This is a genomic window from Terribacillus halophilus (genome assembly GCF_900162685.1).
Taxonomy (GTDB): domain Bacteria; phylum Bacillota; class Bacilli; order Bacillales; family Amphibacillaceae; genus Terribacillus; species Terribacillus halophilus_A.
On the sequence record NZ_LT727828.1, the window covers coordinates 1,717,266 to 1,739,666 of the forward strand.

General features: G+C 43.5%; 24 protein-coding genes and 1 other RNA gene. 21 read left to right on the top strand and 4 right to left on the bottom strand.

Features of this window, described 5'->3' with window-relative positions:
- The first annotated feature begins 3 nt into the window (after positions 1-3).
- The 3 genes from asnS to nth all read left to right on the top strand — a co-directional run bounded on the left by asnS (position 4) and on the right by nth (position 2,749).
- Positions 4-1,296, top strand: coding sequence for an asparagine--tRNA ligase (asnS, locus tag B1K52_RS13335; protein ID WP_077309035.1), 1,293 nt, complete (start codon positions 4-6; stop codon positions 1,294-1,296).
- A 72-nt stretch (positions 1,297-1,368) separates the two neighbouring features.
- Positions 1,369-2,082, top strand: a complete 714-nt coding sequence (locus tag B1K52_RS13340) for a DnaD domain-containing protein (RefSeq protein WP_077309037.1) — start codon at positions 1,369-1,371, stop codon at positions 2,080-2,082.
- A gap of 13 nt (positions 2,083-2,095) precedes the next feature.
- Entirely contained in the window at positions 2,096-2,749 is a 654-nt protein-coding gene (nth, locus tag B1K52_RS13345; RefSeq protein ID WP_077309039.1) for an endonuclease III, read from the top strand.
- Between the two features lie 46 nt (positions 2,750-2,795).
- Here nth and B1K52_RS13350 read toward each other — a convergent pair whose 3' ends face one another.
- A complete protein-coding gene (locus B1K52_RS13350) occupies positions 2,796-5,459 on the bottom strand; it encodes a PBP1A family penicillin-binding protein (RefSeq protein WP_077309041.1) in 2,664 nt (887 codons plus the stop codon).
- Complete coding sequence (gene recU, locus B1K52_RS13355) at positions 5,459-6,067, bottom strand: Holliday junction resolvase RecU (RefSeq protein WP_077309043.1); 609 nt, start codon at positions 6,065-6,067, stop codon at positions 5,459-5,461. Before recU ends, B1K52_RS13350 begins: the two co-directional genes overlap by 1 nt.
- A 91-nt stretch (positions 6,068-6,158) precedes the next feature.
- Between recU and B1K52_RS13360 the strand changes: the two genes are divergently transcribed.
- The gene (locus tag B1K52_RS13360; RefSeq protein WP_077309045.1) at positions 6,159-7,121 is read left to right on the top strand and encodes a DUF2515 family protein; all 963 of its coding nucleotides are present in this window, start codon (positions 6,159-6,161) and stop codon (positions 7,119-7,121) included.
- An 18-nt stretch (positions 7,122-7,139) separates the two neighbouring features.
- On the opposite strand, the gene B1K52_RS17725 is transcribed toward B1K52_RS13360, so the two are convergent.
- A complete protein-coding gene (locus B1K52_RS17725) occupies positions 7,140-7,250 on the bottom strand; it encodes a spore protein (RefSeq protein WP_143588940.1) in 111 nt (36 codons plus the stop codon).
- A gap of 141 nt (positions 7,251-7,391) precedes the next feature.
- Here B1K52_RS17725 and B1K52_RS13365 point away from each other — a divergent pair, with 141 nt between their 5' ends.
- From B1K52_RS13365 to B1K52_RS13445, 17 genes are all read left to right on the top strand, one after another.
- Positions 7,392-7,607, top strand: a complete 216-nt coding sequence (locus tag B1K52_RS13365; protein ID WP_143588888.1) for a hypothetical protein — start codon at positions 7,392-7,394, stop codon at positions 7,605-7,607.
- Positions 7,608-7,652: 45 nt separating this feature from the next.
- Positions 7,653-8,027 carry a DUF1798 family protein gene (locus tag B1K52_RS13370; RefSeq protein ID WP_256855913.1) on the top strand — a complete coding sequence of 125 codons (375 nt, stop codon included), beginning with the start codon at positions 7,653-7,655 and terminating at the stop codon, positions 8,025-8,027.
- Position 8,028: 1 nt separating this feature from the next.
- Positions 8,029-8,445: a cytidine deaminase gene (locus tag B1K52_RS13375; protein ID WP_077309049.1), complete on the top strand. Its 417-nt coding sequence runs from the start codon at positions 8,029-8,031 to the stop codon at positions 8,443-8,445.
- 126 nt (positions 8,446-8,571) lie between these two features.
- Positions 8,572-10,095, top strand: a complete 1,524-nt coding sequence (locus tag B1K52_RS13380) for a phytoene desaturase family protein (RefSeq protein ID WP_179106551.1) — start codon at positions 8,572-8,574, stop codon at positions 10,093-10,095.
- Positions 10,092-11,570, top strand: coding sequence for a phytoene desaturase family protein (locus B1K52_RS13385; protein WP_077309053.1), 1,479 nt, complete (start codon positions 10,092-10,094; stop codon positions 11,568-11,570). Before B1K52_RS13380 ends, B1K52_RS13385 begins: the two co-directional genes overlap by 4 nt.
- Positions 11,539-12,402, top strand: a complete 864-nt coding sequence (locus B1K52_RS13390; protein ID WP_077309055.1) for a phytoene/squalene synthase family protein — start codon at positions 11,539-11,541, stop codon at positions 12,400-12,402. Before B1K52_RS13385 ends, B1K52_RS13390 begins: the two co-directional genes overlap by 32 nt.
- On the top strand, positions 12,399-13,130 hold the full coding sequence (locus tag B1K52_RS13395; protein ID WP_077309057.1) for a carotenoid biosynthesis protein: 732 nt from the start codon (positions 12,399-12,401) through the stop codon (positions 13,128-13,130). Before B1K52_RS13390 ends, B1K52_RS13395 begins: the two co-directional genes overlap by 4 nt.
- On the top strand, positions 13,096-13,758 hold the full coding sequence (locus tag B1K52_RS13400; RefSeq protein ID WP_077309059.1) for a lysophospholipid acyltransferase family protein: 663 nt from the start codon (positions 13,096-13,098) through the stop codon (positions 13,756-13,758). The genes B1K52_RS13395 and B1K52_RS13400 overlap by 35 nt, the downstream gene beginning before the upstream one ends.
- Before the next feature lie 13 nt (positions 13,759-13,771).
- The gene (locus B1K52_RS13405; protein ID WP_077309061.1) at positions 13,772-14,893 is read left to right on the top strand and encodes a glycosyltransferase; all 1,122 of its coding nucleotides are present in this window, start codon (positions 13,772-13,774) and stop codon (positions 14,891-14,893) included.
- On the top strand, positions 14,890-16,359 hold the full coding sequence (locus tag B1K52_RS13410) for a phytoene desaturase family protein (protein ID WP_077309063.1): 1,470 nt from the start codon (positions 14,890-14,892) through the stop codon (positions 16,357-16,359). The genes B1K52_RS13405 and B1K52_RS13410 overlap by 4 nt, the downstream gene beginning before the upstream one ends.
- 25 nt (positions 16,360-16,384) lie before the next feature.
- Positions 16,385-17,428: a type 2 isopentenyl-diphosphate Delta-isomerase gene (gene fni, locus B1K52_RS13415; RefSeq protein WP_077309065.1), complete on the top strand. Its 1,044-nt coding sequence runs from the start codon at positions 16,385-16,387 to the stop codon at positions 17,426-17,428.
- 80 nt (positions 17,429-17,508) lie between these two features.
- Positions 17,509-17,928, top strand: a complete 420-nt coding sequence (locus B1K52_RS13420; protein ID WP_179106552.1) for a CotD family spore coat protein — start codon at positions 17,509-17,511, stop codon at positions 17,926-17,928.
- Positions 17,929-18,006: 78 nt separating this feature from the next.
- Positions 18,007-18,576: an SLOG family protein gene (locus tag B1K52_RS13425; RefSeq protein WP_077309069.1), complete on the top strand. Its 570-nt coding sequence runs from the start codon at positions 18,007-18,009 to the stop codon at positions 18,574-18,576.
- Positions 18,577-18,650: 74 nt separating this feature from the next.
- Entirely contained in the window at positions 18,651-19,013 is a 363-nt protein-coding gene (gene gpsB / locus B1K52_RS13430; protein WP_077309071.1) for a cell division regulator GpsB, read from the top strand.
- Between the two features lie 60 nt (positions 19,014-19,073).
- Positions 19,074-19,448: RNase P RNA component class B (gene rnpB / locus B1K52_RS13435), an RNA gene on the top strand.
- Positions 19,449-19,543: 95 nt separating this feature from the next.
- On the top strand, positions 19,544-20,677 hold the full coding sequence (locus tag B1K52_RS13440; RefSeq protein ID WP_077310599.1) for a THUMP domain-containing class I SAM-dependent RNA methyltransferase: 1,134 nt from the start codon (positions 19,544-19,546) through the stop codon (positions 20,675-20,677).
- 17 nt (positions 20,678-20,694) lie between these two features.
- Positions 20,695-22,185 carry a carboxypeptidase M32 gene (locus B1K52_RS13445; protein ID WP_077309073.1) on the top strand — a complete coding sequence of 497 codons (1,491 nt, stop codon included), beginning with the start codon at positions 20,695-20,697 and terminating at the stop codon, positions 22,183-22,185.
- 33 nt (positions 22,186-22,218) lie between these two features.
- On the opposite strand, the gene B1K52_RS18015 is transcribed toward B1K52_RS13445, so the two are convergent.
- The coding region (locus B1K52_RS18015; protein WP_179106553.1) for a hypothetical protein at positions 22,219-22,401 on the bottom strand (183 nt) is incomplete at its 5' end.

Below are 22,401 nucleotides of genomic sequence, written 5' to 3' on the forward strand. Positions count from 1 at the left end.
TTTTTGAAGACTACAATTGCAAAGCTTAATGAGCATGTAGGAGAAGAAGTAACAATCGGGGCATGGCTCCGCAATAAACGATCCAGCGGGAAGATTGCTTTCCTGCAGCTTCGTGATGGTACTGGATTCGTCCAAGGCGTTGTCGTAAAAAGCGACGTATCCGAGGAAGTATTCCAAACTGCCAAAAATATGACACAGGAAACTTCTCTGTATGTAACAGGGAAAGTAGTAGAAGACAGCCGTTCTTCTTTTGGTTATGAAATTCAAGTGAGCAGCGTGGAAGTAATTCATGCGGCTACAGATTACCCTATTACACCTAAAGAACATGGAACAGAATTCTTAATGGACAACCGCCATCTATGGCTTCGTTCACAAAAACAGCATGCTGTGATGAAGATCAGAAATGAAATTATTCGTGCAACATACGAATTCTTCCATGAAAATGGTTATACAAAAATTGATCCGCCAATTCTGACAGGTTCCTCTGCAGAAGGTACAACGGAATTGTTCCATACAAAATACTTTGATGAAGAAGCATACCTTTCCCAAAGCGGACAGCTTTACATGGAAGCTGCTGCAATGGCGTTCAACAAAGTATTCTCATTCGGCCCGACTTTCCGTGCTGAAAAATCCAAAACACGTCGTCACTTGATTGAATTCTGGATGATTGAACCGGAAATGGCGTTTGTTGAACACAATGAAAGCTTGGAAATTCAAGAGAATTACATCAGTTACCTAGTTGCTTCTGTACTGAAGAACTGCAAATTGGACCTTGAAATCTTAGGCCGTGATACAGAGAAACTTGCTAAAGTGACAGCACCTTTCCCGCGTATTACGTATGATGAAGCAATTGACTTGCTGAAAGAAAAGGGCTTTGATGATGTGGAGTGGGGAGAAGACTTCGGTGCACCGCACGAAACTGCAATCGCGGAAAGCTTCGACAAACCAGTATTCATCACGCACTACCCAGCTGAAATCAAAGCATTCTACATGAAGCCGGATCCAAATCGCGAAGATGTTGTCCTTTGTGCCGACTTAATCGCTCCAGAAGGATACGGAGAAATCATCGGCGGATCGCAGCGAATTGACGATCTAGAGCTGATGGAAAAACGCTATGAAGAGCATAACCTAACTGGCGATGCTTACAGCTGGTATTTGGAACTGCGCAAGTACGGCAGTGTGCCGCATTCAGGCTTCGGACTTGGATTAGAAAGAACCGTTGCTTGGCTTTCAGGTGTCGAGCATGTTCGCGAAACGATTCCATTCCCGCGCTTGCTGAATCGCTTGTACCCATAATAATAAATAGAAATATTAACAATCCCTTGTCCATTAGACGAGGGATTGTCCTATTAAAGGAGGAGAACCCAGATGAACAACAACAATTTGAACTACCAGAAAATACTGGGAAATCCAATTTCCTTTCCCGGTATTTTAATGGAACGATATACAGCACTTGGTTTAAACGAGACAGAAATGATGGTTATCTTGCATATTTGCTTTTTCCAGCAGCAAGGTACGATGTTTCCAACAACAGACGAATTGGCAGCCAGAGTAACGCTGTCGGAGCGTGATGTAGCATTAATATTACGTAAGCTTGTGCAGCGCAATATGATTCAGATAGATGATGTACAGGATAATGCTGTGCGCAGCCAGGCATACAGCTTGAACGGCCTGTGGAACCTAGTCTTTCAGGAAACTGTATATCCGGAGCCGGAAAAGAACACAGATAAAGAAGAAGAAGCTGCTATCTTCATTTTATTTGAGCAGGAATTTGGCCGCCCGCTATCTCCTTTTGAGATAGAAACGGTTACATTATGGCTGGATGAGGATATGCAGCCGCCATCCTTAATCAAAGCCGCTCTTCGTGAAGCGGTACTGATGAGTAAGTTGAATTTCCGTTATATCGACCGTATTTTGCGGGAATGGAAACGCAAAGGTGTCCGCTCCGTAGAACAGGCACGTAAAGAGAGCAAATCCTTCCATGAGAATCAACGACCAGCTGCAGCCGCCGTGCGCGCAGAACAGCAAGCAGCGCCAGCACGCGATGTGAGTGTGTATTACAATTGGCTGGAAGAAGACTGAGGAGGAGAAGCCAATGCTGAACAAAACACAAATACGCAGAGCGTTGGATACAATGCAGGATATGTTTCCTGAAGCAGCCTGTGAATTGGTCCACAAAAATGCGTTTGAGCTTGTTATCGCAGTATTGTTATCTGCGCAATGTACAGATAACCTAGTAAATAAGGTAACAAAGGACCTTTTTAACAAATACCAAACACCAGAAGATTATTTAGCTGTGTCACTAGAGGAACTGCAGCATGATATTCGTTCTATCGGTCTATACCGTAACAAGGCGAAAAACATCCAGAAGCTGTGTCAAACATTAATTGACCAATATGATGGGATTGTACCAGATACCCGCGATGAATTGGTGAAGCTTGCCGGAGTAGGGCGCAAGACTGCCAATGTTGTGGCATCGGTAGCATTCAATGAACCAGCTATTGCAGTCGATACACATGTTGAGCGTGTGTCCAAGCGTCTAGGATTATGCCGATGGAAAGATAATGTGACAGAAGTAGAAAACACATTGATGAAAAAAGTGCCGCGAGATGAATGGAGTGATACGCATCACCGCATGATTTTTTTCGGTCGTTATCACTGTAAGGCAAGAAATCCTAACTGTTTGGCATGTCCACTGAATGAGATATGCCGTGAAGGTAAAAAACGCTTAAAAGCGGAAGCAAATTAAAAAGACAGTCATCCTAATAGGAGTGACTGTCTTTTTGGTTGGCATTTTATTCTGTTTGCTGCTCGGATTCTTCGTTCTGATTTTGATCAGATTCGGAACCAGAGCCATCATCGGCTTCTTCCTCAGAACCGCCGTTTTCTTGATCGCCATTGGCTGGCTGTTCATCTTGCCCATTGCCTGACTGATCTTCATTCTGATTGGAATCTCCGTTACCATTGTTACCTTGGTTTCCATTATTTTCGTTATTATTATCATTTGCATTTTGATCATCATTCTGATCATTCTGCTCTTGATTTTCGTCTTGCTCTGAATTTTGCTCGTCTTCATTTTGCTGATCTTCTGCGTTTTGATCCTGCTGCTGCTCGTCCGCATTTTCATCCGGATTTTCTTCTTCTGCATTTTCTTCTTCACCAGGAACAGTTACGGAAGTGGTTTTTGCTTCACTTGTCTCACCATCAACAGAAGCTGTAACAGAGATATCATAGGTTTGTCCAGCTTCGACGTTCTCTATAACAGCAGATGTGTCAGAAGTTGTTTGGGAACCGCTAGGATCAGCTTTTAAACTGAACTCAGCATCACCATCGTAATTCCAGCTTACGTTAATGCTATTGCTTCCCTCATCATAGTTGGCAGAAAGACCAGTGACAGGATCAATTTCTTCCTCTACATAACGTTCTGAAGTTGTTCCTGGAAGGTGGCCTTTCAGAAATAGCTCCGTCAAGATTGAGGAAGAGGGGGTAGCAGAGCTTGGAGAAGCAGCGGGGCGAGAGCCTTTTTCGACTTTCGCCTCCACTACGCTGCTGGGTTTTTGAAACTCTCCTGTGTCTTTGCCTTCGTGCACTTCGGTCATAATTTGTTTAAACAAGTATTTGGCAACATTTGTGCCTTTGACGCCATTGCCGTCATTAATTGCCTTGTTCCCATCAGGATTACCAGTCCAGATGGATAAGGTATAATTGGTTGTCAAACCATTCATCCAAGAATCAGGGCTACCTGGTTTGTTGTTGGGAAGATTCGTTGTACCTGTTTTACCGGCAATATCTAACCCTGGAACGTTAGCTAAGGTCCCTGTGCCTTCTGTCATAACCGAACGCATCATATCTGTTACCATATATGCAGTCGATTCACTCATAGCTGCGTTAGATTCTGGTTTCATATCTAACGTACTGCCATCGCTGAATTCAATCTTTGTAATGGCATAAGGCTCTGTATATATGCCTTCGTTACCAAAAGCAGCGTAAGCTCCGGCCATATCAATGGAGTGGAAGCGACTACCACCTCCGATTGCGTCGGAATACTGAATACCTGTTTCTGAGTTAAATTCCAGACCTAATCCATTGCCAAACTCTTCGGCTTTATCCAAACCAACAGCCTCAAACGTTTTGACTGCAGGTATGTTGTAAGACTTCATAAGTGCGGTTCTTGCACTCATCCAGCCATGGAAACGATCATCATAGTTCTGAGGTTCCCAATCCTGCGCTTCTTCGACAACGATTGGTTCGTCATTGATTTGCTCATAAGTGGACGTGTAAACGCCATACTCTAATGCCGGGCCATAATCAACGAGTGGTTTCATACTCGATCCTGGTTGTCGGCCATCTCCTTGAATAGCATAATTAAATCCGCCAAGCTGGTTATTTCGGTTACCGCCGATAGCGCGGATAGCACCACTCTTCGTATCGAGCAAGGTGATACCAGCTTGCAGCTGTTCGTCCGGCCACACAATGCCGCTGTCTTCACTAAGTGCACTTTCAACGGTTTCCTGTGCATCTGGATCTAACGTCGTATAGATCTTCATGCCGTCCAGGTTAAGATTGGTATCTTCAAATCGTTCGCTTAATTCTTTTTGTACTTGATCAAGGAAAGCGCCGTATTTATTTGCTTGCGGCTGCTTTTCGGTAAGCAGGTCTTCGACTTTTGTTTGCTTCGCTTCATCGGCTTCTGCTTGTGTTATTTTCTCGTGCTGTACCATCAAGTCGAGAACGGTATTCATTCGTTCTTGCGCCAAGTCAGGGTTTTCATACGGGTTATATGCCGTTGGACGCTGTGGCAAACCTGCCAGCAAAGCAGTTTCCGGCAAGGTAAGTTCGTTTAAGTCGTCTTTGCCAAAGTACGTTTCTGCTGCAGTAGCTACACCATAAGCATATTGTCCATAAAACACCTTATTTAGATACATTTCTAAAATTTCTTCTTTGGAATATTGGCGGTCAAGCTTTAAGGCGAGCCACCATTCCTGCATTTTCCGTTTGACAGTTTTCTCTGGAGAGAGGAAGGAACGTTTGATTACCTGCTGATCGATTGTACTTCCGCCTTCCGCGCCAAACCCGTCTTGGAAGTTGGCGAGCACCGCGCCTCCAGTACGAATAAAGTCGATTCCGTTATGTTCAAAGAAACGAGAATCTTCCGTTGCTGTGACAGCATCGATTAGCTGCTGCGGTAATTCATCAAAGTTAACTTTCCGTCTGCTCTCAGATCCTAATTCTGCAAACTCTTCACCGTTCATATCGTAGATGATATTAGAAGCGGGATCAGTCAATTTTTCTTCATCCAAATCTGGAGCGGTAGCTGCGTAATATCCAAATACAGAACCGCCTGCAACAACACATAATACACCTAACAATACAATCGTTAAAATGATTTTCTTCCATAAAGGTTTTTTCTTCTTTGTCTGTTTTCTGCGTGATGCACGAGATTGGCCTTTTTCTGCCATTACTCCTCTTCCTCCGTTCTAAAATGAAGCTGATCGATGATGTGTAAATAATCGACCTTTGCCTGATATCTCATCGGAATCAGGTATCCTTCTTCCGCTATAGCCTCATATGGGATAGATTTTCTGCCACCATCATATTGACGTTTCCACCATGGAAAAAGTTTCTCTGCTTCAAAAAAAAATGTCTGATCACGCGCAGAAAAGCGCATGATGACAAAACAAATAGCACCATGGCTGCATACATGCTCCATATGATTGATTTGGTGTTCGTGAAAATTGGACAACGGAAAGGAGGTCTTGTTTTTGGTGACCTTCGCTTCGAAGTCTACATATTTTCCGCGATATACGCCATTATAATCCGTAGTGGATGCTTGTTTGAAATAAGCTTCCTTAATTACCGCTGCACTTCGTTTCGGGTAATCGACTTGGACAATCTGAACTGGGGTAGGTTTCTTATGGATGATAGCCTTTTTCTGGGCAAGATAATATTCATTTGTCTCATTGATATCTTCCTCTAATGTCATCCCCCTGTTTCCAAAATCGACATGCTGCTTTACTTTAGGGGCAGCAGTCTGTTTGATGATCTTTTTCCCATTAGGATATTGCACATTTCTCCCCCCATTATAGGATTGATCATACCATAATCCTTAGAATACTTCACTTTGTGTGGTGATCTCAACTGCTAAAAGGGGCAATTTCATGACAAATAATGATACTCTGCGGCTGCTTGCTTCTATAGAAAAGAAAACAAATGCTGCGAACTTAGATAATATCCGAAGAACGATGGCATATCAAGCATTTTATGAAGCAAATCCAGAAATACGCTGGTCCTTCTTAGCTTCCATGGTTTCAAGGAATGCCGGCTGGAATATGACAGATTTAAAGCTGGATATGTTTCAAAGATTGCTGCCGGCTCGTGTCAGGAAACAACTATTCTCCTTGTATGAACGAGCTAATTGGCTTATTTTTTCGGATGCTTATCCGCAGCTTTTGCTGTACGAAGCACATAAGAAAGAACAAATTAACATGATTGATCATCTGCGCCATTTTCGTGTATCCGCTTTTATGGAAAAAGTTTGGCGGCTTTACATAAAGGAAGGAAATGGACAGCAACTGCTGTATAGTTTAATCATTAACGAACAGCATGTTATCGGTTCGCCTGTAATTGTGCAATCTTTCTATAAAGAACATATTTTTAGCCGCTGGCCGTATCAGCTGCAGGATTTGCTCCGGCTTAATGCAGTCTTTTTCCCTACCTTAAAAGGTGAATTGTACGGGCTGAATGCCCACCATTTCACAAGTGTGGACAAGCGAATACAGCTTGGAAAGAAGCTGAGTGCGCTGCTTTTTGATCCGAAATTGCATGATATGTTCCTTCAGTTCGCTAAAACTGTGCCGCATTCTGGCTCACGTGAAGATTATGAACGGTATTGCCAATACAGAACGAACAACAGCAAAACACTGCGAAAGTGCTATAAGATCATACAGCATGAAGATAATATTCGACCGGATTGGTATCATTATGGGGGTGTAAAACAGAATTGGCTGTCCGAGCCCGATAAAACAACACACCGTCCTGCAGGTGCGTTGTTTTATTGGAAACGAAGTATGATGAATAGAACGAGTAAATTATTCAAAAGAAAAAGCAAAGCGGTCGATTGATCGCTTTGCTTTTTCAGCTTATATGGAAGGACGATTTGGTCCATCTAACTTCTTATCATAACCATCGCCTGCTGTGCGGGCTGTTGGACGTTTCTGTCCGGTTGATGTTTTCTTTTCTTGCTTTTTCATCACTATCACCCTCCTTTAAACTTAGGATGAGCGAAACAGGTCTGATTCATGCGAAGCACGACGTATTTTTTGTTGTTTTGTCAGGTGAGCAGGAGAAGTCAGATGCTAGCAGAACTTTACACATTAAAAGGAGGTATTCATATGCAAAATCAACAAGGGGCAACAAAAGAAGAGCTGCAGCTTGCACTGTTTCAGTTGACTGGTACTTATCGAAAAATGGATCAACGACTTACTGTCCAGGCTAACCGTTCTCGCATGGAAATGAAGCAGCCTTTAATTGAACGATTGCTGCGCGCCGAATATCGTCTGGATAGAAAGCAGGAAAAAAGCTGTCTTCAACATGGTAAATTAGCCTGAGAGCTTGTATAATAGAACAACACGATCAGCAGAGAAGGGATTTTATTGACAACATTACGCATCTATAATAAACAGCTTTCAGACCAGATGGCGGTTCTTAAAGAGCGTTTTTTAACGCATGAACCGCCATTAGATAAAAAAGATAAACAATTTTTCGAACTGGTAAAGCGAGAAACAAAACCGATGTATGACCTGTTGCAGCAGTGGAACGAATCTGCTGCTGCGTTTGTACAGCAGCGGGAAGTGAGTGTGCACCCGCAGCAAATTCAGTCTACAGAAGAAAACATCCATCTAATCATTCTCCACAGCTATTACATAGACATCCGATCGGAGCGTTACATGGATTATCATCATTCAATCGGTTATGTCATTCAACTGCTTAATGAAGACTTGGAACGGTTAGAAGGAGAGGGAGAGTAAGATGACAAAAGACGAATTAATCAGCCTGGCGAAACAAGCAAGAGAAAGGGCTTATATCCCATACTCGAAGTTCGGTGTAGGAGCTGCGGTTTTGACGAAAGCAGGAAACGTTTACCAAGGCTGCAATATTGAGAATGCAGCTTATCCTGTTACATGCTGTGCAGAACGAACCGCAATTTTCCAAGCAATAGCTAATGGTGAAAAGGAATTTGCGGAAATTGCTGTTGTAGCAAATACCGAGCGCCCGGTGCCGCCTTGCGGTTCCTGCCGTCAGGTAATGGCAGAGTTCTTCACTCCTGATGCGGTAATCCATATCTCCAATATGCACGGGAACAGTAAGAGCATTACAATGGAAAACCTGCTTCCATTTTCTTTTCAGCCGGAGGATTTGTTCTCCGATGAAGGAGCATCTAAATAGTAAAGGCAAAGCAAAACCAAAGTGTGTGCAGCACTTTGGTTTTGCTTTTTTATTAATTTATCGTTTGATAGGTTTTTTCTTTTGTGAACCGGGTATACAGAACTAATTAGAATGGAGGTTTGTCCGTTGCGTAAGAAAAAGGTCATAGTTATCGGGGCAGGTCCTGGAGGTTTAACAGCAGGAATGCTGTTAGCTTCAAAAGGATACAACGTAGAAATATATGAAAAAAACAGTGTGATTGGCGGGCGAACATCACGTTTGAAACTGGGAGACTTTCAGTTTGATTTAGGTGCCACCTTTTTTATGATGCCTCAGCTTTTGGAAGAGATGTTTGGGGAAGCTGGCCGAAATCTGCATGATTATGTCCAGTTACAAAGACTGGATCCTTTATATACACTTCGCTTCGGCGATACAACATTTACCCCTAGAGTCGACAGAAAGGATATGCTGGAAGAAATTGAGCGAGTCTTTCCTGGTGAGAGTGATGGATTTGTCAGGTTTATGGATAAAGAAGGAGAGAAATTCAATCGGGTAGAAAAACTGCTGCGCCGTCCCTTTCTACATAGAAGAACATATTTAAGCAAAGACGTGCTGCATGCGCTGCCGAAACTCGATATGTTTCAAACTGTATACAGCAAACTGTCCACTTACTTTTATGATGAACGCCTGAAATATGCTTTTACCTTCCAAGCTAAATACTTAGGAATGTCCCCTTGGAAATGTCCCGGAACATTCACGATTCTTTCTTATCTGGAGCATAAATTTGGCTTGTACCACCCGATAGGCGGTGTCAATCGTGTTTGTGAAGCAATGCGCCAGGTTATTGAGGAATACGGCGGCATCGTTCATACCGATGCTCCTGTTGCACAAGTACTAACAGATGGAAAACAGGCAAAGGGTATTCGCTTAGAAGATGGAGCAGAAATCGATGCCGACGATGTTGTTATTAATGCAGATTACAGCTATAGCGTGCAGCATTTGTTCGAGAAGAAATGGGCAGATAAATTCCAGAAGAAAATGACCGATAAAAAATACTCGTGCTCTACAATGATGCTTTATCTTGGTTTGAAAAAGGAAGTTGATTTATCACATCATACTGTCGTTTTTGCGGATGATTACAAAAAGAACGTCGAGGAAATGACGGAGCAGTTCGTTCTTTCAGAAGATCCATCCGTCTATATCCACTATCCAACAAAATTGGATCCAACTACGGCACCTGCAGGGAAATCAGCGGTATACATGCTTATGCCTGTGCCGAACAACGAGTCCGGTATAGATTGGCGAGAAGCAGCACCGCGTATGCGTCAAAAAATGCTAAGGATACTGGAACGGGAAGCAAATGTGGAAAATGCAGAAGAGTTGATTGAAGCCGAGCATTGCATCACGCCGGCAGATTGGGAAGCAATGAATATTCATCATGGAGCTGTTTTCAATCTGGCTCATTCACTGGATCAGATGATGTACAATCGTCCGCATAATCAAGTGAAGGAGCTGTCGCATTGTTATCTTGTAGGAGGCGGAACCCATCCTGGAAGCGGGCTGCCGACCATTTTTCAATCAGCCAAAATCAGTGCTGATTTGGTGAACGACTATTATGGTAAAAAAGCTCCGCAGCCGGTTAACCCGACGAAAGAGAAGGTGACAACGTGAAGATTGCCATTATTGGTGCCGGCATTGGCGGTCTGACTGCGGCATTGCTTTTGGAAAGGCAAGGACATCAAGTAACGATCTATGAACAGCATGATCAGCCTGGCGGCAGAATGCAATATGAATCAGACGGTGTCTTTCAAATAGACCAAGGGCCAACGATTGTACTGCTGCCGGATATGATTCGCAATGTACTAAAAGCATGTGAGATACCGGCCGAGGAGCTAGATATAGTCCAATGTGATCCTTTATATGACATTCATTATGCAGATGGGACGAGTTATACAAAGTATTCAGATCCTGCCCGTCAGCGGGAGGAGCTGTCGCAGAAGTTTCCGGGTGAGCTGCGGCATTTTAATCGGTTTATGACGAATATGAAAGACGTCTACCAGATTGGAGTTAGACAGTTTTTGGAACAGGATTTTTCCAACAAACGCCGTTTCTTTACACCTGCTAACTTACATTTTCTTTATAAGTCTAAAGCGCACCGTGATGTGCACACTTATATCGGAAAATACTTTACGAACCCAAAACTGCAGCATGCTTATGCACTGCAATCGTTATACATTGGAGGGTCACCTTATGCAACACCAGCTATTTACGGATTGATTTCTTACAGTGAACATGTTCATGGCATTTGGTATATGAAAGGCGGTTATGCTGGATTTGTCAGCACATTAGTGTCTTACTGCCAAAAAAGGGGTATAAAACTTCATTGCAGTTCCAAAGTGAACCGGATACGAAAATCAGCAAAACGTGTCACTGGAATTGAAGTAAACGGTTCGTTTGCAGCTTATGACAGCGTTGTATTCAATGGCGATTTTCCAGCGATACACGATTTGCTCGGTGAGAAAAAAACTGCCAAAAAACAGCCAGAGGCTTCGAGCGGCTGTCTGCTCATTTATATCCGCGCAAACCGGAAATGGGACAACTTAAAAACACATCAATTTGTGCTTCCAGAGCAGTTTGAACAGAATATGCGAGCTGTTTTTGAATCGCAAACCGTTCCAGAGGATCCGTCCTTTTACGTCTTTCATCCAGGATCAATTGATCCATCGGCTGCGCCGCCGGGAGACTCTGCTCTTTATTTTCTTGTTCCTGTTCCATCAGGTAATGAGATTGACTGGGAACAGGAACAAGATTTACTGGCAGAGCGTGTTCTAGACAAGGCAGAGCGCATGCTTATGCCCGGTTTAAAAGAGTCAATTCAGTGGTTGAAGGTGCGGACACCAGCGGATGCACAGGACGCTGGTCTTTATCAAGGCGGAAGCTTCGGGATTGCTCCCAGCTTGTTCCAATCTGGCGGTTTTCGTCCGCAAAATAAACCATTTCCCGTAAAAGGACTTTATGCTGTGGGCGCTTCTGTCCATCCGGGCGGAGGCGTGCCAATTGTAATGCAAGGTGCTAAAAATCTGAGTGAATTAATCAAGAGTGAGGTGGGAAATAATGCTCAAAAAACCATACGCGAAAGCATGTGAAAAAGCGATGAAGCAGCACTCCACAAGCTTTTATCAAGCATTCAGCGGACTTCCTTCACCGCGTCGAGAGGCTGTATTTGTGATTTATACATTTTGCCGGATGATTGATGACAGCATGGATGAACCTGAAAACAGTGTGTACACCTTAGATGAACTGGAAGCACATTTCCGTAATCTCGAACAAGCAGACGGGCATTTTATCTGGCCTTCTTTGCGTTGGCTTTTTGATACTTTTCCCAACCTGGAACCTGCACCTTTTCTTACGCAAATGAAAGGGCAGCGAATGGACGAAGCGGATACGCAGTATCTAACTTTTGATCAGCTGGAGGATTATTGCTATCACGTTGCGGGTTCAGTAGGTGAGATGCTTTTGCCCGTACTGCACGATTATCCGAACGAACAGATTGTACAAGTAGGCATACAGCTCGGTAAAGCAATGCAAATCGTCAACATATTACGGGATATCGGGGAAGACCTAGAGCGCGGGCGGCGCTATTTGCCGCTTACCATTATGACTGCGTTTGATTATACGGATGAAGCTCTTCGTGCCAAAGAGCTATCTCCGCAATTCCGCCAGATGGTGGACAATATGATGACAATTGCGGAAAGATGGTTTGAAGAAGGCTTAACTGGTATCGACACGTATCCGGAGGACAGCGCATTTGCCATTACACTAGCTAGCAGCTACTATGCTGCCATTATGGATGTTATTAAAGAAAACGACTACGACGTGTTTCGAAAACGTGCATATGTGCCACACGTACGAAAACTGGCACTCTATCAAGCTGCCAGAAAACAAAAAACTAGCCGAAAACGAGAATCCATCACGTGATTTATCGCATTTTCAATGTTTGGCTGCTGATCGGTCTTTTCGTGCTATTGTTCTGGGAACTTCCAGAATGGTTATACTTTGCAAATAGTATTTTTATGATTTTATATACGGCGGCAGTTTTAGAACAAGGATATCCTTATTTTTTCCATAAAGCTAGAAAAAGGAAGTCACTCGCCATTCTAGTTTCGATAGGTGTGACGACGTTGTTAATCGAAGCGCTAAGTGTTTATACCGGCTTTCCTTTTGGTGAGTATGCATATACATCAATGCTGGGACTTCATATCCTGAATGTACCCTTTACAATTGCCATTGCTTGGGTAGGTTTCATTGTGAACAGCACCATGATTAGTACACAGCAAAATAAATGGCTTCGTGCTTTAGAGACTGGCGCTTGGGTAGTGTTAATTGATTTAATACTGGACCCGGTCGCGCTGGCGTGGGATTTCTGGCAATGGGGGAAAGGCGGATTTTATTATGGCATTCCGGCAACCAACTTTATAACGTGGTTCGTGCTGGCAGCAGTATTGTCTCTGCTGCTTCCTTTACAAAAAGATAAGGTTGCAGGTCATCCGTCATTTCGACTGCTTCAGCTTATGTTCTTGTTTTTCGGATTGCTTGCTTTAAAAAAAGGATTTGTCATCGTGGCAGGAATTTCCATTGTATTTGTATTGATTACACAAGGGAGGAAAATAATTGATCCAGGCAGAAAAAAAGCGCTGGTTCATTGAACTATTCGCTGCATATCAAAAATACTATTTACTTCCCCGTTATTTCGACCGCGTAGAAGCGACTGGTGTTGTGCAGTCACCAGTAAAGCCTGCCATCTTCATTGCGAATCATAGTTCTTGGTGGGATGGATTATTAATCTTTCAAGCGGCGGAAAAGCTTCTCAAAGGAAGTCATTATATGCTGATGGCGCAAGAAGGTATGGAAAAGCATCGTTTCTTTCAAAAATTAGGCGCCTTTTCGGTAGATAAACAAAGAATACGTGATGTTCTTATCACGCTTTACTATGCGCGGCAGCTGCTTGAGGATAAGAATTATGTCTGGCTGTTCCCGCAAGGTGAGATTATGCATCAAGACACGCGTCCATTCCAGTTTCAATCAGGTGTCGGCTATTTACTGCAGCAGTCGGACTGCCCAGTTGTTCCTGTGACGCTTCATTATTACTTTGGGGAAAAGAAAAAACCAAATGCTTCTCTCCATTTCGGTGACCCAATTATAGAAGACTGGCAAAGTATGACGAGAGACAGCATTAGTATGTATTTATCAAAAATACTTGAAGACCAAGCGGATATACAAAAACAGAATATCATAGGCGGGTCCAATACGAACCCGCAAGCACAAATCAGCTAAAAGGAGGAGGACGATGTTTCCTTTATTATTTACGATTATTTGCATACTCCTTCTGCAGCTGATTTGGAATCTCCATAATAGTCGCTCTTTCCCAAAAGCAGCTAAACATCTGCCAGCGGCAAACAAACAGCAACTGAGCGTGCTCATACCTGCACGGAATGAAGAAGCAACCATTGGCCGGTTGCTGGAGAGCTTGATTCCTCAGCAAGCTTACATAAAAGAGATTCTTGTATTAGATGACCATTCCAATGATCAGACAGCAGCTATTGTCCGTCAATATGAGCATAAACTGCCTTTACGTTTATTTTCCGGTAAAGCGCTGCCTCCTGGATGGACAGGGAAAAACTATGCTTGCCAGCAGCTTGGCGAGTACGCTAAGGGTGAGTGGCTTTTATTTCTAGATGCAGATGTCACATTGGAAGCGAGAGGACTTCAGCGGCTTCAGCACTATTTGGATGGCAGATTTCAGATGGTTTCTGCTTTCCCGAGACAGCGCGTCCATACGTTTATGGAACGAATGCTTATTCCGTTTATGCTTTTTTTAGTGATATGTCATTTACCGATTAAACAAGTGCAAAGAAGTTACGATCCTAAATTTGCAGCAGCTCATGGTGCTTTTATTTGCATTCACCAGCAAAGCTACCACGAAGCGGGAAGACATGCGGCTATAAAATCCGCTATTCTGGATGACATGGAATTGATGCGTTTAATGAAGCAAGCAAATTACCCGGTTGCCTTGCTTCGAGGTGAGCAGTTTGCCAGTATGCGAATGTATGAAAAGAATCATGAAGTTTGGCTTGGTTTTCGGAAAAACATATTCTCGGGAACAGGCAACAACATTTTCTTAACTTTATTTATCTGTCTGCTTTACAGTGTTCTTTATATTGTTCCAGTCGCATTAGCCGTTTTTGGTGCCGTGACCGGTGATATGCAGACGGTTCTCATGGCAGCGATTGCTTATGCACTTGGCGTACTGATTAAATTTCATATTGATTACCAAGCGCGGATACAGAAATGGCCATGTTTTCTTCATCCGCTTGCATGCAGCTTCTTCATCTTACTCGCTTTAGATGCTATACGTATTCATTGGCGAGGGGAAGGATACGAATGGAAAGGCAGGAGATATTACCAATGAGACGTGCTATTATCATCGGAGGAGGATTGGGCGGTCTTACTGCCAGCATTTATCTTGCGCATGCAGGCTGGCAAGTCCAACTCCTGGAAAAAAACAAAACACTCGGCGGAAAGCTGCAGCAAGTGAATGCTGCAGGATTTCATTTTGATTTAGGTCCAAGTACGATTACAATGAAACATATATTTGAACAAGTTTTTCATGATACAGGGCGAAAAGCAGAGGACTATCTTGATTTTTATCCAATTACACCAATCGGGAAGAATTTTTTTCCGGATGGTTCGGTTGTGGAGCTGACAGCCGACGTAGAAATGATGCAGGAGCAAATTGCTTTTTACAGCAAGGCAGATGCCAAAGCTTATCCAGCTTTCTTAGCTGAAAGCAAACGCTTGTTTCAAATTTCGGAAGCGGCGTTTCTCGAGAAGCCGCTATTTCTTTGGGAGGAAAAGCTGCAGCCAAAACTGCTGCTCAATTTTGCTCGTATCCGGCCTTTGCAAACATTTCAGACTCTGCTGCGCCGGTATTTTCGTCATCCGAATACGTGGAGACTTTTCGGCAGATACGCGACTTACATTGGTTCATCTCCTTATCAGGCACCGTCTATATTTGCGATGCTCGCATTTCTGGAAACCGGAAAAGGTGTATATGGCATAACGGGCGGTACCTATAAACTCATCGAAGCTTTTGAAAAACTTGCTGCCGAATTAGGCATACATATTCAAAAAGAGACAGATGTAACGAGTATTCAAGTTAACGATGGTGCTGTAACTGGTGTGACAACAACCAAAGGTGATTATACGTGTGATACATTAATTGGCAACGGTGATGCGATTAGTTTATACAGCGGACTCTTAAAAGCATCTGACCGGCCGCATTTTACGGATAAAAAAATAAAAAAAATGGAGCCTTCTTTGTCTGGTTTTACCATGCTTTTGGGAGTGAAGAAGCGATACAGTCAATTAGCACATCATAATGTGTTCTTTCCAGACGATTATCAAGCAGAATTTTCCTCGATTTTTCAGGAAAAGCAATATGTAAAGAATCCAGCTTTGTATATTTGTTTCTCGGGAGCGGATGACTCAGATTTGGCGCCAGCTGCTATGAGCAATCTGTTTGTTCTGGCAAATGCGCCGTACCTAACAGGCATAAACCAATTGCAGGATAAAGAACAGTACAAGAAGAAGCTCGTCCAGCAGCTCGAGAAGAGAGGTCTTACCGAGCTTTCGAAAGAAATCATTTATGAGGAAATCCAAACACCAGCAGATTTAGCCGTTCGTACACGCGCTTATCGAGGTGCTATTTATGGGATGAGTTCCAACAGTTTTGAGCAGGCATTTTTCAGAATCAGCAATAAAGACCAGCATATTAAAGGTTTATGGTTTGCTGGAGGATCAACTCACCCCGGCGGTGGCACACCGATGGTCACGCTAAGCGGAAAAATGACAGCACAAGCAATCATAAAAGGATAGATGCAAAAGCCAGGGGGAAAAAGAAATGACAGAACAACGATCTATACATAATCGAAAAGATGAACATATACATATTACGTTAAACGAACAAGTGCAAGGAAAGGGAATTACGACCGGATTTGAAGGATATCGTTTTGAACATCAAGCATTGCCTGAATTCAGCTTTAAATCCATTGACACCTCTGCTGCATTTCTCGACAAGCAAGTGAAAGTCCCATTTTTGATTAGCAGCATGACCGGGGGGACACCGCGTGCCCATGAAATTAATCGACATTTAGCAAAAGCTGCACAAGCGAAGGGCTGGGCGCTCGGACTCGGCTCCAGCCGCGTTGCATTGGAGAATAAGGAGGCAGCTGCCAGTTTCCAATTGCGTGAGGAAGCACCTACTATTCCCATCTTCGCCAATATCGGCGCCGTGCAGCTCAATTATGGTTACGCTGCTGCTGAATGTGAGCAAATTATTCAGATCACAGGAGCTGACGCAATTGTACTGCATCTGAATAGTATGCAGGAAATCTTCCAAGATGAAGGAGACACAGATTTTAGCAGCTTGTTGAGTAAAATCGCCGATGTAGCTGAAAAATTATCTGTACCCATTGGAGTGAAAGAAGTAGGGTTCGGTATCGCTCCGGATACTTGTAAACAACTGATAGAAGCGGGCGTTCAGTTTATAGACACGGCAGGGGCGGGGGGCACTTCCTGGATTGAAGTGGAAAAGTACCGCTCCCAAGATGCAATTAAGCAAAAAGCTGCTTCTGCCTTTCTCGATTGGGGCATTCCGACTGCTCTTTGCGTCGAGCAGCTGAGTAAGTTGTCCACACCGCCAGCATGCTTAATCGCGAGCGGCGGGATTACAAATGGTGTAGAGGCAGCAAAAGCAATTGCACTCGGAGCCAACATGGCAGGATTTGGCCGTTCCATCTTACCGGAGGCTGTTCAATCAGTTGATATGCTGATTGAAAGGTTCGAACAGCTGGAACTCGAACTGCGTATCAGCATGTTTGGTATTGGAGCCCAATCTTTATCTGCATTACGGCATACGGATAGATTAATCAGAAGAAACGCCTGAAATATAGGTAGTTGTCATAGTACATGTTCCTTCTTCCTTTCATATCTTATAAAGAATCCAATACAGAAAGGGGAAAGAACATGCGCAGAAGACACCATTGCCCGCCGCACCCAGTACACTGCGGGACGAAGACTGTCGTTGACCCTGTCATGAACAATGTACAACACACTTACTCTCAAGAGGTAATTGAGCATATACACCCTGTCCACACAACAGTGGTGAACCATCATAAAGTGAACAATGTTCATATGTACCCGCATTCAACATCCTTCGCAAATGAAGAAACGTGCGAAGAAACACATCTAAGCCCTACACATGACAACAAACCAATGCCTAATCCTTGCAAAGATTGCGGTCCAAAGCCAATGCCAATGCCAATGCAGCAGCCAATGCCGATGCCACAGCCGCAGCAAGTGAGCCCAGAAATGTACCAGCAGCCAATGCAGCCACAGCCGCAAATGGCTCCGAAACCGAAACCAACGCAAAAGAAATGGTATTAAACTGACAAAAGAGCTGGCGTAAGCCAGCTCTTTTATGTTTAGATAGTAACAGCAAGCAGATAGGAGAGCATGTATCTAATGAAGAAATTATACCTCACAGGATACAAGCATTATGAAATGGGAATCTTTAAGATGAACGACCCGCGTATCCACTATGTGAAAGAAACGATACGAGACAAGCTGCTCGGATTAATGGAGATCGGTTTGGAATGGGTGCTTTTATCCGGACAGACTGGTATCGAGTTATGGGCAGGGCAAATAGTGCTTGATTTAAAAGAAGAAGACTATGATATCCAGCTCGCGGTCATCCCGCCCTTCGATAACCAAGATGCACGCTGGTCGGAAGAACTGCAGGAAGAATATCAGGAACTGATCATGCTGGCGGACTTTTACCAGCCTATTTATGAAGGGGACTATAAAGGACCTCATCAATTCAAAGCACGAGATAAATGGATGCTGTCCAAAACCGATGCGGCTCTCGTCATGTATGATGAAAATCAAACAGGCAGTGTGGATTTCTTTTTGAAGGAAGCGCATGTCTATAAAGATTCACATGACTATGAACTGTACTATATGACGGCACTGGACTTACAGGACACTGTCGAGCGAGAACAGATGAATGATCCATCTTATTGGGATCAGACGTGAGTTGAAAATTGACAATCCCAGCTAGTTTTGAAAGAATATACTTATATACAATCGTATAAAGAGGTGAATTGTGTATGGCTTTGGCAAATATCCAACTAACACAAAAAGAGATTTTTGAAAAAAACTTCAAAACCGGCATGCGCGGTTATAATCAAGATGAAGTTGACGAGTACTTGGATAAAATCATTCAAGATTATGAGACATTCCAAAAAGAAATCGATCGATTAAAGAGTGAAAACGAACGACTGAGACAGCAGCAGTCAGGTGAGGACAGACAATCACGGTCTGTGTTGCAACAAAGGGAACAAGCACCGCAGCAAACTGCTCCTGTGCGAGAAACGCAAACGAATCATCAAGTCAATTATGATATTTTAAAGCGTTTGTCTAACTTGGAAAAAGCAGTATTTGGCAAAAAATTTGCTGAAAACGATGTTTGAGTCTGGACGGTCTTGACTATTAACGTCGAAACGTCTACAATAAGAAAGCAACTTTAATGAGTGTTTGAGTAATCGCTGCAGCAATGCAGAGGAAAGTCCATGCTCACACAGACTGAGATGTCTGTAGTGTTCGTGCTTGGCGAATTCATAAGCCAAGGTAGCATTATGTGCTAACGGCAGGCAGAACGCCTAAGTCTTCGGATATGGCCGACATGTCTTGAAAGTGCCACAGTGACGTAGTCAGCTTGGAAACTTGCTGAGTGGAACGAGGTAAACCCCACGAGTGAGCAACCCAAATGTTGGTAGGGGCACCCTTGATTATGGGAATTCAACCTAAAAAGGGACAGGCAATACGCTTGTAGATAGATGATTACTACCGTTGTACGAGGCTGACCACCGCTCGCAGTGCATCGGTACAGAACATGGCTTACAGAACATTCATTTTGGTCCACTGTATACAACAAACAGCCCTTTCTAACTGGTTTCAGCTAGAGAGGGCTTTTTAATACATAAAAGCGAGGTTTTACATGATGAACAGGCAAGTGACCCTGATTGCGACAGCAGCAATGGGCTTAGAATCTGTTGTGGCACGTGAAGTGAAGCAGCTGGGCTATCAAGACGTAAAAGTAGACAACGGAAGAGTGCTGTTTCAGGCAGATCCATCGGCAATTGCGCGCTGTAACTTATGGCTTCGGACAGCTGACCGGATTAAAGTGCTGGTTGGAGAGTTTAAAGCAACTACTTTTGATGAGCTCTTCGAACAAACGAAGGATTTACCATGGGAAACGTACATACAAGAAAATGGTGAATTTCCAGTTATCGGAAAGAGTGTAAAATCAACATTATACAGTGTACCTGATTGCCAGCGTATCGTGAAGAAAGCTGTTGTGGAACGTTTAAAAAGAAAATACGGTATTGCTTCGTGGCTTGACGAATCAGGTCCCCGACACCGTATTGAAGTTGCCATTTTGAAAGATACAGTAAGTTTGACGTTGGATACGAGCGGTACTGGCTTGCATAAACGCGGCTATCGCGTCGGACAAGGTGAGGCACCAATTAAAGAAACCTTGGCGGCATCGTTGGTACTTTTGACAAATTGGCGTCCGGAATTTCCGTTGCATGACCCGTTTTGCGGCAGTGGTACGATTGCCATTGAAGCTGCTTTGATTGGTCAAAATATCGCACCTGGGTTCAACCGTGAATTCGATGCGGAAAATTGGCACTGGATAAAATCCGATATATGGGAAAAAGCATTAGAAGAAGCAGAGGACTTGGCCAACTACGATCAGGAACTCCATATTTCAGGTTCTGATATTGATCATAAGATGATCGAGATTGCCAAACAGAACAGCATGGAATCCGGCCTAGGCGAATTGATTGATTGGAAACAGATGCAAGTTTCTGATTGGAATCCTAAGCTTCACAATGGCTATATGATCACCAACCCGCCGTATGGTGAGCGACTCGGAGATCGGCCAGAGGTGGAAAAAGCATATCGACAGCTTGGCGGAATTATGCAGGAAAACCCTTCTTGGAGCGGGTATATCCTGACATCACATGAAGGTTTCGAATCTTGTTACGGAAAACAGGCGACGAAGAAACGCAAGCTTTTCAATGGTTTCATTAAGACCGACTATTATCAGTATTTCGGTAAACATATCTGAAAAAGGGAGCGGATAGTATGTCAGATGCAACACAGCAATATTGGGACTTAATACAGGAACAGAAAGCCTACGAAGAAGCAATAGCCCTTATGCACTGGGATTTGCGTACGAAGGCACCAAAAGCCGGTATGGAACAGCGGGCTGAAGCGATTGGTTATCTGTCGCAGCAAGCACACCGCCTGTCTACATCTGACAGAATGAAGGAACTGATTGATGAACTGAAGCCAATTGCGACGGATGATATTTTAGTGAAATCATTGGCAGAAAGTGAAAAAGAATACGACCGTAATAAGAAAATTCCTGAAGCCGAGCATAAAGCCTATATTATGCTGCAGTCTAAAGCGGAATCTGTGTGGGGAGAGGCGAGAGAAAAAGGCGATTTTCGTCTGCTTCAGCCTTATCTAGAAGAACTCGTTGCATACAAAAAGAAATTCGCTTCGTACTGGAACCCTGATCAGCATGCTTATGATGTGCTTTTAGACCTTTACGAGCCAGGCATCACAATGGAAAAGCTTGATGATGTATTCCCGGCGCTTAGAAAGTCACTGACACATTTGCTGGAGCAAATTAAACAATCATCTGTAAAGCCAGATGTGAGCGTACTGGAAACGCACTTCTCCAAGGAACAGCAAAAAGCATTTACCGTTGCTGTCTTAAAGAAAATGGGGTATGACTTCGATGCAGGCAGACTGGACGACACGATTCATCCTTTTGAAATTACGCTGAATTCCAAAGATGTCCGAATTACAACGCGCTATGACGAAGAAGACTTCCGAATGGCTGTGTTTGGTACCATTCATGAAGGCGGGCATGCACTGTATGAACAAAATATCGGTGATGAATTGGCAGCTACGCCTTTAGCTGGCGGCACGAGCATGGGAATCCATGAGTCACAGTCTTTATTCTGGGAGAATTTTGTTGCGAGAAGCGAAGCATTCTGGAAAGGGCATTTCGAGGAATTTAAGACATACGCTCCTGCATCCCTAAAGGAGATTGATTTTGCTGCTTTCTATCAGGCTGTTAATGAAGTCAAGGCTTCTTTTATTCGTATTGAGGCAGATGAATTGACTTATGCTTTGCACATTATGATCCGCTATGAACTGGAAAAAGCCTTATTTAAAGATGAGATTACGGTTGCAGAACTTCCAGACATATGGAACAAGAAAATGGAAGAGTATCTTGGCATTGTACCAGAAAGTGATGCACAAGGTGTGCTCCAGGATATCCACTGGTCCGGCGGAGATTTCGGATATTTCCCATCCTACGCATTAGGCTACATGTATGCAGCGCAATTTAATAAAAAAATGCGAGAATCTTTGGATACAGACAGCTTAATAGAAGCAGGGGACTTTGCACCGATAAAACAATGGCTCACAGAGCAGATTCATCAATACGGAAAAGCGAAGAAGCCATTGGAATTGCTGCAAGATGTTACAGGCGAAGGATTGAACGCAGATCATCTTGTAACCTACTTGACAGAGAAATACAGCAAGATTTATCAACTATAATAAAAAACGATGCAGAAAATCTGCATCGTTTTTTTAGCTTAATGCCTGTGCCATGTCTGGTACGTTCAAGTCAGCTTCTTTATAGATACCCTCTAGGTCAGATTGGAATGTATCAAAGTGTTTCTGAGCTGCGTCGAAGTTTGGCTCCGCTGCCGAAGCATCAATACTTTTGCTGATTTCCTCAAAGTAAGACTTCAAAGGGTCAAGCGATTTTGT